This is a genomic window from Mammaliicoccus fleurettii (assembly GCF_003970575.1).
GTDB classification, from domain to species: domain Bacteria; phylum Bacillota; class Bacilli; order Staphylococcales; family Staphylococcaceae; genus Mammaliicoccus; species Mammaliicoccus fleurettii.
The window spans coordinates 1-14,706 of sequence record NZ_RXWZ01000017.1; the positions used below are offsets into that span (position 1 = coordinate 1).

At 31.5% G+C, this 14,706-nt stretch carries 14 protein-coding genes; 5 read left to right on the forward strand and 9 right to left on the reverse strand.

Translation table 11 applies throughout. From position 1 onward, the window contains the following. Positions 1-274 precede the first annotated feature (274 nt). The 3 genes from CD129_RS00880 to CD129_RS00890 all read right to left on the reverse strand — a co-directional run bounded on the left by CD129_RS00880 (position 275) and on the right by CD129_RS00890 (position 3,115). Positions 275-706, reverse strand: coding sequence for a YtxH domain-containing protein (locus CD129_RS00880; protein WP_078357561.1), 432 nt, complete (start codon positions 704-706; stop codon positions 275-277). A gap of 69 nt (positions 707-775) precedes the next feature. Then, entirely contained in the window at positions 776-1,477 is a 702-nt protein-coding gene (locus CD129_RS00885; protein WP_115337933.1) for a pseudouridine synthase, read from the reverse strand. Positions 1,478-1,480: 3 nt separating this feature from the next. Beyond that, entirely contained in the window at positions 1,481-3,115 is a 1,635-nt protein-coding gene (locus CD129_RS00890; protein WP_078357562.1) for a putative polysaccharide biosynthesis protein, read from the reverse strand. 122 nt (positions 3,116-3,237) lie between these two features. Here CD129_RS00890 and CD129_RS00895 point away from each other — a divergent pair, with 122 nt between their 5' ends. Then, positions 3,238-4,494, forward strand: coding sequence for a BaiN/RdsA family NAD(P)/FAD-dependent oxidoreductase (locus CD129_RS00895; protein ID WP_115337314.1), 1,257 nt, complete (start codon positions 3,238-3,240; stop codon positions 4,492-4,494). Positions 4,495-4,551: 57 nt separating this feature from the next. Here CD129_RS00895 and CD129_RS00900 read toward each other — a convergent pair whose 3' ends face one another. The 3 genes from CD129_RS00900 to CD129_RS00910 all read right to left on the reverse strand — a co-directional run bounded on the left by CD129_RS00900 (position 4,552) and on the right by CD129_RS00910 (position 8,737). Continuing rightward, on the reverse strand, positions 4,552-4,863 hold the full coding sequence (locus CD129_RS00900) for a rhodanese-like domain-containing protein (protein WP_078357564.1): 312 nt from the start codon (positions 4,861-4,863) through the stop codon (positions 4,552-4,554). A gap of 22 nt (positions 4,864-4,885) precedes the next feature. Beyond that, the gene (gene leuS / locus CD129_RS00905) at positions 4,886-7,270 is read right to left on the reverse strand and encodes a leucine--tRNA ligase (protein WP_115337313.1); all 2,385 of its coding nucleotides are present in this window, start codon (positions 7,268-7,270) and stop codon (positions 4,886-4,888) included. Positions 7,271-7,558: 288 nt separating this feature from the next. Continuing rightward, positions 7,559-8,737 carry an MDR family MFS transporter gene (locus CD129_RS00910; RefSeq protein WP_115337312.1) on the reverse strand — a complete coding sequence of 393 codons (1,179 nt, stop codon included), beginning with the start codon at positions 8,735-8,737 and terminating at the stop codon, positions 7,559-7,561. Between the two features lie 120 nt (positions 8,738-8,857). Between CD129_RS00910 and mnmL the strand changes: the two genes are divergently transcribed. Together mnmL and mnmM are read left to right on the forward strand one after the other, a co-directional pair. Then, positions 8,858-9,817, forward strand: a complete 960-nt coding sequence (gene mnmL, locus CD129_RS00915; protein ID WP_078357567.1) for a tRNA modification radical SAM protein MnmL/YtqA — start codon at positions 8,858-8,860, stop codon at positions 9,815-9,817. Then, positions 9,814-10,371 carry a tRNA 5-(aminomethyl)-2-thiouridylate-methyltransferase MnmM gene (mnmM, locus tag CD129_RS00920; protein WP_107509643.1) on the forward strand — a complete coding sequence of 186 codons (558 nt, stop codon included), beginning with the start codon at positions 9,814-9,816 and terminating at the stop codon, positions 10,369-10,371. The genes mnmL and mnmM overlap by 4 nt, the downstream gene beginning before the upstream one ends. 45 nt (positions 10,372-10,416) lie before the next feature. On the opposite strand, the gene CD129_RS00925 is transcribed toward mnmM, so the two are convergent. Both CD129_RS00925 and CD129_RS00930 read right to left on the reverse strand, forming a co-directional pair. After that, positions 10,417-10,824 (reverse strand): transcriptional regulator, SarA/Rot family, encoded by a 408-nt coding sequence (locus CD129_RS00925; RefSeq protein ID WP_078357569.1) that lies wholly within the window; start codon positions 10,822-10,824, stop codon positions 10,417-10,419. Between the two features lie 85 nt (positions 10,825-10,909). Beyond that, positions 10,910-11,725, reverse strand: coding sequence for an alpha/beta fold hydrolase (locus CD129_RS00930; RefSeq protein ID WP_078357570.1), 816 nt, complete (start codon positions 11,723-11,725; stop codon positions 10,910-10,912). Between the two features lie 84 nt (positions 11,726-11,809). On the opposite strand from CD129_RS00930, the gene CD129_RS00935 reads away from it, so the two are divergent. Then, positions 11,810-12,316, forward strand: a complete 507-nt coding sequence (locus CD129_RS00935) for a gamma carbonic anhydrase (protein WP_115337311.1) — start codon at positions 11,810-11,812, stop codon at positions 12,314-12,316. Positions 12,317-12,585: 269 nt separating this feature from the next. Here CD129_RS00935 and CD129_RS00940 read toward each other — a convergent pair whose 3' ends face one another. Next, positions 12,586-12,921 (reverse strand): hypothetical protein, encoded by a 336-nt coding sequence (locus CD129_RS00940; protein ID WP_107509646.1) that lies wholly within the window; start codon positions 12,919-12,921, stop codon positions 12,586-12,588. A gap of 654 nt (positions 12,922-13,575) precedes the next feature. On the opposite strand from CD129_RS00940, the gene CD129_RS00945 reads away from it, so the two are divergent. Continuing rightward, on the forward strand, positions 13,576-14,580 hold the full coding sequence (locus CD129_RS00945; RefSeq protein ID WP_115337310.1) for a proline dehydrogenase family protein: 1,005 nt from the start codon (positions 13,576-13,578) through the stop codon (positions 14,578-14,580). Positions 14,581-14,706: the final 126 nt, after the last annotated feature.

Below are 14,706 nucleotides of genomic sequence, written 5' to 3' on the forward strand. Positions count from 1 at the left end.
AATAGACGGGCTGAATTTATCAAGACAAGGCAATCATGATAAATAGGGAGGCTGAATATTGCAAGACGAGGCTAACATGATAAATAGAGAGGCTGAATATTGCAAGACGAGGCTAACATGATAAATAGAGATGCTTATATAACTGTCTTTATAAAAAAAGGGTCTGGTGTCACACCCAGACATCTATTGCCTATAGAATAACAAAAGGCTGAGACAATTAATTTGTCCCAGCCTCTTTAGACCGTCAAACTGACGGTCTAATAGTTATAATTGCTTATTTATTATTTTTTAAGTCTTCTTCTGTAACAACTCTTAAATTACCGTTAGCTGTTCCACCCTCGTCATCAAATTTAGCTTCACTTAAATCTGTTGGTTCTTGATTATCTTTTTTAAGACGATTTTTAGCATTAGAAGCATATCCTTTAGGATTTTCTTTTGCTTTTTGGAATTCATTTTTAGCTTTTACTTTAGCAGATTCTTTGTAAGTTGTTGGATCTTCTTTGTATTTACCATATTCATTTTGAGCTTTACCTTTTAAGTCATTTGCTTTTTGTTTTGCATTTTCTTTGTAATTATCTGGGTCTTCTTTGTATTTACCATATTCGTTTTTTAATTTATCTCTATTTTCTTTTTTTGATAAGACAACTGCTGCTGCAGTTCCTCCTAATACAACTAATGTTCTAAATAATCCTGCTTTTTTAGCCATTTGTATCCACCTCTATTTAATTTAATACTAGTTATAATACCCTTAGTTAAAGTTTATAAACATTTAAATCTATAAATTCAAAAGTTTAAAATCTTCTTCCATCAAATGTCTGTACTCACCAAGTTCTAATAATTCATCGAGTTCTAAGTCAGCAATTTGTATTCGTTTTAAATAAGTAACTTCACAACCTATTGATTGAAACATTCTTTTAACTTGATGGAATTTACCTTCATATATGGTAACAAATGCTTTAGAACTTTCATCATTCTCAATAATTTCTAATTCACTTGGTGAAGATGTAAAGTCTCCTAAATCAATACCTTTTTTAAATATTTCTGTTGCATTCTCACTAATATGTCCATCTACTTCGACATAATATTTTTTAGGAACTTTGTGTTTTGGGCTCATTAATTGATGTGAGAATTTGCCATCGTTAGTTAATAATAACAATCCTTCAGTATCTTTATCTAATCTGCCTACAGGGAATAAATCTAAATGCATATATTCTGGAACAATATCAATTACCGTTTCGTGCTCATCATCCTCAGTTGCTGATATATAACCTGCTAGTTTATTCATCATTAAATAAACAACTGGCTCATATTCAATAGGAATATCATCAAAAGTTATAACATCTTCTTCTGGATTGATATGCATTTCAGGCTTTTTAACAATTTCTTCATTCACACTTACTAAATTTTTCTTAAGAAATTTTTTCACTTCTTTTCGAGTTCCTATACCTGCATTTGCTAAAAATTTATCTAATCTCATCATTTACACCCACTTAATTTTACGTCTGATTTTAGAAGTAATATCCCCTAAAAATTCGTCTGCTAAACGAGAGCGCATTGTTAAATAACCATATACAATAACACCAACAATACCACCTACAATTAATACGATTAATGCACCTAATTTAGATGATGGATCTATAAAGAGTGAAACAATGAAATAGCTTAATTCCACTAATAACACCATTACAATTGTATAGAACGTAATTCTTAATGTTTGATAAATCGTTATATTAAATTTAAAGTCTGCATATTTCCAAAGGACTACACAGTTTAATATTACTGCGACAAGCAAAGCAATTGCAGTACCTAATACTGCCCCTAATGTATGGAATACCATTATTAATGGCAAGTTGATAATAGCTTTTATAATTAATGAAGCAATAACTATCCATACTGTTAAAGCTTGTTTATCGATTCCTTGTAACATTGAAGCTGTAACTGATAATAATGCGATTAAAATACTAACTGGCGCGTACCAGAATAATATTTCAGTTCCCATTGGACTATAGCTATAAAACACGTTATATAATGGTTGAGCAAGCACCATAATCCCTAATGATGCAGGTACTGTTAAATAAAGTAATACGCCTAATGACTTTCTTATTTGATGATGCATAGCATCAATTCTACCTGAATTATATGTGTTTGTTATAAAAGGCACTAAACTTACCGCAAACCCAGCAGCTAATGAAGTTGGGATCATAACAATTTTATTTGTAGTCATACTTAACATAGTAAAATAAATATCATGTAATTCACTGTTTACACCAGCCATTGCTAAACCAGTATTATGTGTGAACTGATCAATTAAATTAATAATTGGGAAGCATAAACTTACAATTACAAACGGTATACTATATTTAATGATTTCTTTGTAAATTTTGAAATAAGAAACATCAATATCACTTATATCTTGTTCAACTTCAGCTTTAATTAAATGTCTTCTTTTCACCCAATAATAAAGCAATGTTAACAATGCAGTAACAGCACCTATTCCAGCTGCAAACGTAGCAACTTGGTTGGCCATTAAAACAGATCCGTTCATCACATTTAATACGAGGTAACTTCCTCCTAAAATAAAAGCGATACGTGCAACTTGTTCTGTAACTTCAGAAACAGCAGTTGGTCCCATAGAATTAAAACCTTGAAAAATACCTCTCCAAGTGGCCAACAATGGTATAAATAATACTACAAAACTGATCGTTCTAATAACAGTTGTAATGTCATCTATTTGCCATCCGCCTTCTAAATCACCATTATTTGCTAGTGTTAATTGAGCAATTGTCGGTGATAAGAAGTATAAAAGTAGAAAACCAATAACTCCTGAAATGGACATAACTATAAAACTAGATTGATATAGTTTTCTACTCACTTTATAAGCACCAAGTGCATTATATTTGGATACATATTTTGCTGCTGCAAGTGGAACACCAGCAGTTGCGATTGTTATCATGATTGTGTATGGTTGATAAGCATATGTAAATGGTGCAAGATTTTTTTCATCGCCAATAATAGCATAAAAAGGTATTAAATAAAGTATACCTATGACTTTCGTTATTAAAATACTAGCAGTAAGAAGGAAGGTTCCCCTTACTAGCGCTTTACTTTCTGACATAATTTCATCCCTATCTAATTTACTTTTAAATTTAATAATAACAGGTTTATTTCTATTCTACTACTTTTTTTAAGACTCATTATTCGTTAAAATATTATTACATATACTTATGGAGGTTACTTATGTATCATACAATAATAATTGGCGCTGGACCTAGTGGTTTAATGGCTGCATATAGTGCAAGTGCTAAAGGCAACAGCGTTTTATTAATCGAAAAGAAAAAAGGATTAGGACGTAAACTTCGTATATCAGGTGGCGGTAGATGTAACGTGACTAACCGTTTACCTTATGAAGAAATTATAAAAAACATTCCTGGTAATGGAAAGTTTTTATATAGTCCTTTTTCTACTTTTGATAACGAATCTATCATTAACTTCTTTGAATCTCGAGAAGTAAATCTCAAAGAAGAAGACCATGGTCGAATGTTCCCCGTTTCTAATCGCGCCCAAGATGTTGTTGAAGCTCTTGTAAATTCCATAAAAGAAAATGGTGTCGAAATACGTCAAGAGACAACAGTATCATCAATAGAAAGTGAAAATCAACAAATTTCTGGTGTTACATTACAAGATGGAACTTTCATCCCTTCACGTACTGTTATTATAGCATCAGGAGGATGTAGCGTCCCACACACTGGTTCTACTGGTGATGGTTACAAATTTGCTGAAAACCTTGGACATTCAATAACTGAACTCTTCCCTACAGAAGTTCCTATTAAATCTAGCGAGCCTTTTATTAAAAATAAAACACTGCAAGGATTAAGTTTACAAAATGTCGGTCTTTCCGTTTTAAAGAAAAATGACAAACCTAGAATAACACATCAAATGGATATGTTGTTTACTCACTTTGGTGTTTCAGGACCAGCTGCTTTAAGATGTAGCCAGTTCGTTTATAAAGAACAAAAATCACAAAAGAAAAATGAAGTTAAAATGTCTATCGATGCATTTCCAGAAATAAAAGCACATGAATTAGAACAACAAATTGTAAAAAAATTAAAAGATGAGCCAAACAAAGCGATAAAAAATGCATTAAAAGGACTCGTCCAAGAAAGATATTTACACTTTATTTTAGAACAGTCAAGTATTGATATAGATGTAACTTATCATCATTTATCACAACAAGCCATTAGAACTTTTGTTCAAAACCTTAAATCCTTTACTTTTACAGTTAATGGAACATTGCCTATCGACAAAGCATTTGTAACTGGTGGTGGCATAAACATTAAAGAAATTGAACCTAATACAATGCAATCTAAGTTATGTCCTGGTTTATTTTTCTCAGGAGAAGTTTTGGATATTCATGGTTATACAGGTGGATATAATATTACAAGTGCATTAGTTACAGGTTATGTAGCTGGATATAACGCATCAATTTATGAATAATTAATTATAATAAAAATGGAGTGGGACAATTAATCTGTCCCACTCCATTTATTATATTTAAACTCTTTTATTTTCTAAACCGTCGTCGCCCCACTCATTCATGCCGCCTTCAATATTAACTGCATCAATGTCGTGGTCATTCAAGTATTCTACTACTTTAGCGCTTCTGACACCACCAGCACATACAATATAATATGTTTGGTCTTTATCGAAGTGTTTTAATTCATTTGATATTTCACCCATTGGAATATGTTTAGCTCCTGGAATCATACCTAATGCTACTTCGTCGTCTTCTCTTACATCAATAATGTTTATTGGATTACTTGATGTAATTTTTTCTGCTAATTCTGTTACTGTAATTTCTTTCATAACTAGAACACTCCTATATGATTTAATTTGCAACGATATTAACTAATTTTCGAGGTACTGCAATCACTTTACGTATTGTTTTACCTTCTATAGCTTCTTTTATTTTATCATTTTCTAAAGCTACTGTTTCCATTTCTTCCTTAGTTAAATCTTTAGATATTTTCATTTTATCTTTTAACTTACCATTTACTTGTACTACAATTTCCACTTCATTATCGACTAATAAAGATGCATCAAATGTTGGCCATTCTTCATATGTTACTGTTTCAGTATGATCTAGTTTTTGCCATAATTCTTCAGATATGTGTGGTGCGATTGGTGATAACATTTTTACAAATCCTTCAATATATGATTTGTTGATATGATCTTGTTTATAACATTCATTAATAAATACCATCATTTGGCTAATAGCAGTATTAAAGTTTAATGTGTCAAAGTCTTCTGTGACTTTCTTAACAGTTTGATTATAAACTTTATCTAATGCTGAAGTAGGTTCTTCTACGACCTTACTCGTTATGTTCCCTTCTTCAGAAACAAGTAAACGCCAAATTCTGTCTAGGAAACGACGAGAACCATCTAATCCATTTTCACTCCAAGCAATTGCTGCATCAAGTGGACCCATAAACATTTCATATAAACGCAATGTATCTGCACCATGAGATAGAACAATATCATCAGGATTTACAACGTTCCCTTTTGATTTACTCATTTTTTCATTACCTTCACCAAGTATCATACCTTGATTGTATAACTTTTGGAATGGTTCTTTCGTTGGTACTACCCCAATATCATAAAGCACTTTATGCCAGAATCTTGAATATAATAGATGAAGAACTGCATGTTCTACCCCACCAATATATAAATCTACTGGCAGCCAATGTTTCAATTTCTCTGGATCAGCAAGTTGTGAATCATTATGAGGATCGATATATCTTAAATAATACCAACAACTACCAGCCCATTGTGGCATAGTGTTTGTTTCACGGCGACCTTTCATACCCGTTTTAGGATCTACTACATTAATAAATTCATCAATGTTTGCAAGTGGCGACTCACCTGTACCTGATGGCTTAACTTGATTTGTTTCAGGTAGAATTAATGGTAGCTCTTCTTCTGGAACTGTTGTCATCGTACCATCTTCCCAATGTATTACAGGAATAGGCTCTCCCCAATAACGTTGTCTACTAAATAACCAGTCTCTCAATTTATAGCTTACTTTTTTCTGACCGATGCCTTTTTCTTCTAACATTTCAATTGCTTTCGGAACCGCTTCCTCTTGTGTTAAACCATTTAACACATCAGAATCAATCATTTTACCATCTTCATTATAAACAGTAATGATGTCTAAATTGAATTTTTCAGCGAACTCATTATCTCTCTCATCATGAGCAGGGACAGCCATTACAGCACCAGTACCGTAACTAATTAATACATAATCTGCAATCCAAATTGGCATTTTCTTACCAGTGAATGGATTAGTAGTAAACGCTCCTGTAAATACACCACTTTTATCTTTTGCTAAATCCGTTCTCTCTAAATCAGATTTACGAGATGCACTTAGTTTATAGGCTTCTACTCCTTCTTTTTCGTCTTCTGAGGTAATTTGATCCACTAATGGATGTTCTGGAGATAGTACCGCAAATGTTGCACCATAAATTGTATCAGGTCTAGTAGTGAATACATCAAATGATAAGTCTGTATTATCAATGTTAAAAGTTAATTCTGCACCTTCAGATCTACCAATCCAATTTCTTTGCATTTCTTTAATTGATTCTGGCCAATCCACGTCTTCTAAATCTTCTAACAGACGATCAGCATATTCTGTGATTTTTAATACCCATTGTCTCATAGGTTTACGTACTACAGGGTGTCCTCCACGCTCAGAAACACCATCAACTATTTCTTCATTAGAAAGTACAGTTCCTAAAGCTGGACACCAGTTAACTGCTACTTCGTCCACATAAGCTAAACCTTTGTTATATAATTGAATGAAAATCCACTGTGTCCATTTATAATATTCAGGATCAGTCGTGTTTACTTCTCTATCCCAATCGTATGAGAAGCCTAATTCTTGAATTTGACGTTTAAATGTTGCAATATTTTTAGCTGTAAATTCTTTAGGATCATTACCTGTATCAATAGCATATTGTTCTGCTGGTAATCCGAATGCATCCCAGCCCATAGGATGAAGCACGTTATAACCTTGCATTCTTTTATACCTTGAAACTATATCAGTAGCTGTATAACCTTCTGGATGACCTACATGTAATCCAGCACCAGATGGATAAGGAAACATATCTAATGCATAGAACTTTTTCTGACCAACATTATCGTCAGCTTTAAAAGTTTTATTCTCTTCCCAAAAATTTTGCCATTTCTTTTCAATTTCTTGATGATTATAATTCATTTATTTGCTCCTCCTATAAAATAAAAAAAGCCATCCCAACCATAATAACAGTTGGGACGACTTGGATAATTATGCCGCGGTACCACCCAGAATTCACTAAAAAGTGCACTTCATTTATATGGTTTAAGATTGCTTTTAATAAATAATTAACAGTTCATAAGTTCACTTAATGGATATCATCAGTTCACAGCACCACTGACTCTCTAAAGATTCACATTAAAGCTACTACGCCTTATATACACCCTAATATTATGCAATTTCTTTATATATTGCAAGTTTTATTTAAAATTATGTCGAATCTTGTTTCGATATTCCTCTATCATAAATGTATAAGAAGTAATAACCAATTAGAATAAGCAATATCATACTATAGAACATCACTTTCATATCAAATACATCGACTAAAACACCACCAACAACTGGCCCAAATGCTTTACCCACTGTTGAAGATGCGTTAACAATGCCTTGATAAGCACCCATTCTATCTTTTGGAGCTAATTGATTTGCTATAGCTGGAACTGCAGGCCATACAAACATTTCACCAAACGTTAGTATAACCATACCTACTATAAACATTGTAAATTGCTCTGCAACACTCGTAACTAAGTAACTTATAATAAAAATAGTCAGCCCAATAAACATTTGCAATTTTATTTTTTCTTTAAATCTATTTATGAATGGTGCAATTAAAGGTTGACCAGCTAAGATTAACACGCCATTAATTGTCCATAACAAACTATACTGTTTTAAAGATATACCTACTGTTTGTGTATACGTTGCTATAGTCGTCTGCCATTGAACGTATCCAATCCAACATAAGCTGAACATTGTACACAATAATAAAAGAGCCGTGAATTTACTTTTGTCTTTTACTTGCGCGACACTCGCAATACCTTCATCATTTTTTAAATGAACTTCTAAATCAATATTGTAATATTTTAACGCAATAAGTATGAATACAACATATAATAATAAATTTGCCATAAATATATAACTAAAGCTAAAATCAGCTACAAACCCGCCAGCAGCTGCCCCTATTGAAACACCTAAGTTTTGTGCTAGATAAATAGCATTAAATGTTGTACGACCACCATTTGGCCAACTTGCAGCGGCCATAGCATAAATGGCTGGAACAATAATACCACCACCGAAGCCTAATATTACTAACCAAAATGGATACCATGGCCAATCATTTAAAAAATTCAAACCTACTAAACTTAATATATTTAATAAAGAGGCAAAAATAATAGAGCGAAATCCGCCAATTTTATCAAATAAACTCCCACCTAATAAATTCCCGATAACACTACCAAATGCATTAATCATTAATACGACTCCAGCAGTACTTAAACTCTTCCCTAATTCTTCATTCATATAGATTGTATTAAGCGGCCATAAAAAGCTGGATCCTGTAATATTAATAGCCATACCAATAATTAACATTTTTACAATTTTAGGCATTTTCAAAGATTTCACCCTCCCTCTCTAATTTTGTCAATTTGAATAGTCTAAACCTTTTTCTGCAAAAGTTCAATATTATATGTTAAAATGCTTTAGATAAGTTTGTAGAACAGGATGTGAAATAAAATGACAGAACAATTCCGTTTTGCGTTTGATAATAAGAGATATCATACATGGAATTATCATTTAAGAAATAAATTTGGAGAAAAAATATTTAAAATTGCAATAGATGGTGGATTTGATTGCCCAAACCGTGATGGCACTGTAGCGCACGGTGGTTGTACTTTCTGTTCAGCTGCTGGTAGTGGTGATTTCGCTGGCAATAGAGCAGAACCAATACATGTACAATTTAAAGAAATAAAAGACAAAATGCATGAAAAATGGTCTGAAGGAAAATACATAGCCTATTTTCAAGCTTTTACCAATACACATGCACCAGTTGAAGTTTTAAGAGAAAAATATGAAGCTGCCCTAGCAGAAGAAAATGTAGTTGGTCTTTCTATCGCTACAAGACCAGATTGCTTACCAGACGATGTTGTTGAATATTTAGCAGAACTAAATGAAAGAACCTATTTATGGGTTGAGCTAGGCTTACAAACCGTACATCAAGAAACATCTGATTTAATTAATAGAGCTCACGATATGAAGTGTTACTACGAAGGTATTGCTAAGCTTAGAAAGCACAATATTAACATTTGTACGCACATCATTAATGGTTTACCTGGTGAAGATTACGATATGATGATGGAAACAGCTAAAGAAGTTGCTCAGATGGATGTTCAAGGTATCAAAATTCATTTACTACATCTATTAAAAGGAACACCAATGGTAAAGCAATACGAAAAAGGTATGCTTGAGTTTATGACTCAAGATAACTATACTCAACTTGTTTGTGATCAATTAGAAATTTTACCGGAAGAAATGATTATTCATCGTATAACTGGAGATGGACCTATTGACTTAATGGTTGGACCTATGTGGAGTGTTAATAAATGGGAAGTATTAAATGCTATCGATAAAGAATTAAAAGATCGTGGAACTATGCAAGGATCTAAATTTGTAAAGACGGAGCATATTAAATCATGATAGTTGATGGTATCCTTCCTTTTGCTAGAAAATTAATATCTTCTCATATCACAGAGAATAGTATCGTAGTAGATGCTACTTGTGGTAATGGTAACGACACGTTATTCCTCGCAAATCAAGTTACGAATGGTGAAGTCTATGCATTCGATATACAAGAAAATGCAATAAATAGTACAAAAGAAAAAACTAAATCATTTAATCATATTAATTATTACCAAACAGGACATGAAAATGCCGCTTCTATTATAAAAGAATACAATAAAAATATAGACGCAACCATTTTCAATTTAGGCTATTTACCTAAAGGAGACAAGAATATTACAACAAACCCTTCAACTACAATACAAGCAATTGAAAGCCTTTTTGAAATTACTAACAAAAATGGCATTATTGTATTAGTTGTTTATCCAGGTCACCCAGAAGGTCAAATTGAATCAAATGAAGTGTTAGCATATGTAAGTAATATAGATCAAAAAACAGCTCACGTACTTCATTATCAATTTATTAATCAAAAAAATAACCCACCTTATATAGTTGCTATCGAAAAAAGATAAGTATTGAAACTAAAAAAGCAAACCTGAATTTTCAGGTTTGCTTTTTTATATGTTACATGTATTCACTATTGATTCAAATTGCTTTTCAAAATGATCTTTTCTTTTCTTTATTTCTTCACAAGCAAAGTCTACAATCGCTGCTTTTTTCTCAGCAAAATCTTCATTCACTTCAACAATTACAGTTCTTTCGTCATTTTCAGGACGAACTTTTTTAATCCAACCTTTTTTAACTAAATTATTATAAAGCCTTGTTCTCTTATAAGGCTTTATGTCAATATAATCATCTAATTCTTTAAGACTCATAGAACCATTATTCCATAACATGATAAGTGTAAGAAATTCTTCTTTTTCAATTTCAAACTTTTCTTCAATTTTATAAAATATTATATTAATATTTTTTTGTATATCATCTAAAAGGATTAAGTCACTCACATTATTTTCTTTTTCTGCCATAAAATCAACCTCCAACGTTCTCTATATCTACAATATACCCATTTTAGAGGCGTTTAAGCTCATTTTGTAATAATTTTTATAGCGATCACTCTTCTTCATCAATTAATAAACCAACATAATGTATGCGATTATTCATAAATGAAATAAGATATTTCATTACATTTTCACGCTCTGGCTCATTATGCACTTCATGAAATAAACCATGCCAAGCTTTAAAATAAAGTTCATTTGTATTGATTGTCTTAGCAACTGTTCTAATTGAATCTGTATCAACTATTTCATCTTCTGTACCTAACATAATGAGTGTTGGAATTGGCGAAATGTGATGAATGTTCTCCATTGTACTTTTCATCGTTTCTAGAATAGTCTTATACCAATGATAACTTACTTTATTTAACATTAAAGCATCTTTATTTGTATCATCAATAACCTCTTTGTTACGTGTTAAACTTTCTATTTTAATACCTGTATCAAATTTCGCATCTTTAGCGACTGTACCGAAACTGGAAGCTAAAAAGTTTCTTCTAGTAGATATATTTTGCTGGAAAGCAACTAACGGTGAAATCAGCAGTACACCTTCTACTTTAAGATCTACTTTTTCTAACAAGTTAAGTAAAATCAGTCCGCCTAAACCTACACCAAGTGTAAACACAGGTAAATGATATTCTTCTGCAATCGTTAACCATTCTAGAACTTGTTCATGATATTCTTCAAAATTATCAACATGGCCTCTATGTACTCGCGAAGTTTGGCCTTGCCCTCTTAGGTCTCCCATAATAACATGGTAGCCTTCTCTACGTAGCTTAGTAATTACGTATGCATATCTTCCTGTATGTTCAAGCATATTATGTACAATTACAACAATACCTTTAGCTTCCTTTTCTGTTTCCCATTTCCACATAATATATTACTCCTTTTACCTTTATAGCTACATTTTTGTTAAACTTAGTATAACAAATTTTTTCAAAAGAATGGAGAATCTTTAATGATTAAGTCTTTTAATAGCAAAACCCCAATTATAGACCCAAGTTGTTATATAGCTGAAAATGCTACACTAATTGGCGACATAAAAATTGGTGAGAATAGTTCAGTATGGTTCAATTCTGTCATTAGAGGAGATGTCGCACCGACGATTATAGGAAAAGGTGTCAATATACAAGATTTATGTTGCTTACATCAAAGCCCAGATCAACCACTCATACTAGAAGATAATGTGACAGTTGGTCATAAAGTTACTTTACATTCTAGTATCATACGTAAAAATGCTTTGATTGGAATGGACTCCACAATATTAGATGGCGCTGAAATTGGAGAATACGCATTTATCGGTGCTGGATCTCTCGTACCACCAGGCAAAAAAATACCACCCCACACTTTAGCGTTCGGACGACCAGCTAAAGTGGTACGAGAATTAACAGAAGAAGATTACAATGAGTTAAAAAGGATTAACGAATCATATATAAATAAAGCTAAGCTATATAAAGAAGAATAAAATGAAAACAGCATAGGGCAGAAATAATTTTAAAAAATATGAGATAAGATATAGATTAATTAGATAGTAAATCTAAGAGTTTAGCCAAGTTGTAGATTAAGTCGGAAGTTAATCTAAGAGATCGGCCAAGTTGTAGATTAATTCATAAGTTAATCTAAGAGTTCGGCAAAGTTGTAGATTAATTAGATAGTTAATCTACAACACCCTCATAATCAACACCGAACAATAAAAGGATGGGACAATTAATTTGCCCCATCCTTTTTTCTATTTTAAGCTATTTTAAATTTACTATGCATTATTGGTAATTTTACGATAATATATGCAATTAAAATTTCATAGAACATAGAGAAGAATTTTTCAAAGAAGAATAAAATATTTTGTGAAATTATTGTTCCAATTCCTTGTCCACCAAATTGATAATTAACAAGTAAGAAATTATCAATAATATTCAATGCAATGATTGTGATAAATACTGTCCATGATTTTTTAGTGATCATAGCAATCAATATTGCAATAATACCTATAACTATAGGTTCAAAAATAAATAATTGTACGAAGCTGTCTAATGGTTTCCCGAAAATATAAAATGCCATATCCCTAAACATAGCGATAACTCCTTTATAGTCATTTCTAATAATATAATTATATCACGCTCATACCTACATTATTATTAAGATACTTTAAAGATTTATCGCTTTTCTTAACATTAAATTAACATTGAAATCCTTTAAAAATTTACACTCACTTAGTAATTACTTCATATATAGATGTTATATTGAAAATGTAATCAACGACACTATTTAAAGGAGCATGATAAAATGCATTTCTTTAAAAAAATAATGATAGCAATACTTTTATTTACGTTTCTCCCACATGCAATGAGCATAGCTGCAGAACCTATTTCACCTTCTTATACTGAGTTAAATAAGTAATCACTAAACTCCTATAAATGGAGTTCTTTTTTTATCCCCTATTAATAACTTGATGAATTTCTAAATATATCGTTTTTGAATGCACTTTTATTGAGTTTTGTTTATACATATTTCCATTCAAAATACATTTTAAATTTGAACAATCTTTTCAACTATACGGAAATTTTCTTAAAAGTCCGAAATTTCGTTTAATGACGTTCTTTTTTTGTGTCAGAGTTCATTAATTGTATAATTTTACATTATATTCAAAATGTAAACGCTTAACTATTTTATTGTTTCCATGATAAAATGTATGAAAGTAATATATTTAATTAAGGAGGACTTGCTATGCCTGTCGTAAAAGATTTTTTTATTGCGTTATCTAACAATAAGTTCATGAATGAATCAGCTAAGAAAATGGGTCCTGCACTAGGTGCAAACAAGGTAGTAGCGGGCGTTGATATTGATTCAACAATCGATACAGTTGAAAGATTAAACATGAAGGGAATATCATGTACGTTAGATAATTTAGGGGAATTCGTAACATCTCGCCAAGAAGCATTACAAGCGCAACAAAACATTGTTGAAATTATAAGAAGAAATTATAATGCAAACATCGAAGCACATGTTTCAATTAAACTAACACAATTAGGTATTAATATAGATAGAGAGTTTGCATATCAAAATACGAGAGAAATTTTATTAAAAGCTCATGAATACGGTAATACTTTCGTTAACATCGACGCTGAAAAATATGAAGATTTAGTCGGAATCACTGAAATAGTCGATAGACTTAAAGGTGAATTTAAAAATGTTGGTACTGTTATCCAAGCTTATTTATACGACGCAATGAATATTATGGAAAAATACTCAGATGTAAGATTACGTTTAGTAAAAGGTGCATATAAGGAAGGTCCACATATAGCTTACCAAACTAAAGAAGAAATCGATCAAAACTATATTAAGTTAATTGAGAAAAGATTGCTTACTTCAAAAGCTTTTACATCAATTGCAACACATGATCATCACATAATTAATCATGTAAAACAATTTGTAAAAGACAATAATATTGATAATAATGCATATGAGTTTCAAATGTTATATGGTTTCAGAACAGACTATGCATATCAAATAGCAAGCGAAGGCTATAACTTCTGTATGTACGTTCCATTTGGGGAAGACTGGTTCGGTTACTTTATGAGACGTTTAGCCGAAAGACCACAAAATATTAACTTAATGCTATTAGATATCTTTAATAGGAAAAATAAAGGAAAGATTGCGTTTGGTGCAAGTGTCATAACTGGTATCTCTATTTTAACATTAGGCGTTATTTCTTTATTAAAGAAAAAGTAATAAAAAAGCGAGGCTGAGACAAATTAATTGTCCCATCCTCTTTCCTACGATTAGTCAAGTACTAGTATTAAAAAATGGCATACTAAAATAGACCTTATGATTTTATTTTTTTTAATAAGGTGTTAA

Bases quoted from the DNA above. Each gene is read 5' to 3' on its own strand.
- CD129_RS00880 (WP_078357561.1), bottom strand. From the start codon at position 706: ATGGCTAAAAAAGCAGGATTATTTAGAACATTAGTTGTATTAGGAGGA.
- CD129_RS00885 (WP_115337933.1), bottom strand. From the start codon at position 1,477: ATGAGATTAGATAAATTTTTAGCAAATGCAGGTATAGGAACTCGAAAA.
- CD129_RS00890 (WP_078357562.1), bottom strand. From the start codon at position 3,115: ATGTCAGAAAGTAAAGCGCTAGTAAGGGGAACCTTCCTTCTTACTGCT.
- CD129_RS00895 (WP_115337314.1), top strand. From the start codon at position 3,238: ATGTATCATACAATAATAATTGGCGCTGGACCTAGTGGTTTAATGGCT.
- CD129_RS00900 (WP_078357564.1), bottom strand. From the start codon at position 4,863: ATGAAAGAAATTACAGTAACAGAATTAGCAGAAAAAATTACATCAAGT.
- leuS (WP_115337313.1), bottom strand. From the start codon at position 7,270: ATGAATTATAATCATCAAGAAATTGAAAAGAAATGGCAAAATTTTTGG.
- mnmL (WP_078357567.1), top strand. From the start codon at position 8,858: ATGACAGAACAATTCCGTTTTGCGTTTGATAATAAGAGATATCATACA.
- mnmM (WP_107509643.1), top strand. From the start codon at position 9,814: ATGATAGTTGATGGTATCCTTCCTTTTGCTAGAAAATTAATATCTTCT.
- CD129_RS00925 (WP_078357569.1), bottom strand. From the start codon at position 10,824: ATGGCAGAAAAAGAAAATAATGTGAGTGACTTAATCCTTTTAGATGAT.
- CD129_RS00930 (WP_078357570.1), bottom strand. From the start codon at position 11,725: ATGTGGAAATGGGAAACAGAAAAGGAAGCTAAAGGTATTGTTGTAATT.
- CD129_RS00935 (WP_115337311.1), top strand. From the start codon at position 11,810: ATGATTAAGTCTTTTAATAGCAAAACCCCAATTATAGACCCAAGTTGT.
- CD129_RS00940 (WP_107509646.1), bottom strand. From the start codon at position 12,921: ATGTTTAGGGATATGGCATTTTATATTTTCGGGAAACCATTAGACAGC.
- CD129_RS00945 (WP_115337310.1), top strand. From the start codon at position 13,576: ATGCCTGTCGTAAAAGATTTTTTTATTGCGTTATCTAACAATAAGTTC.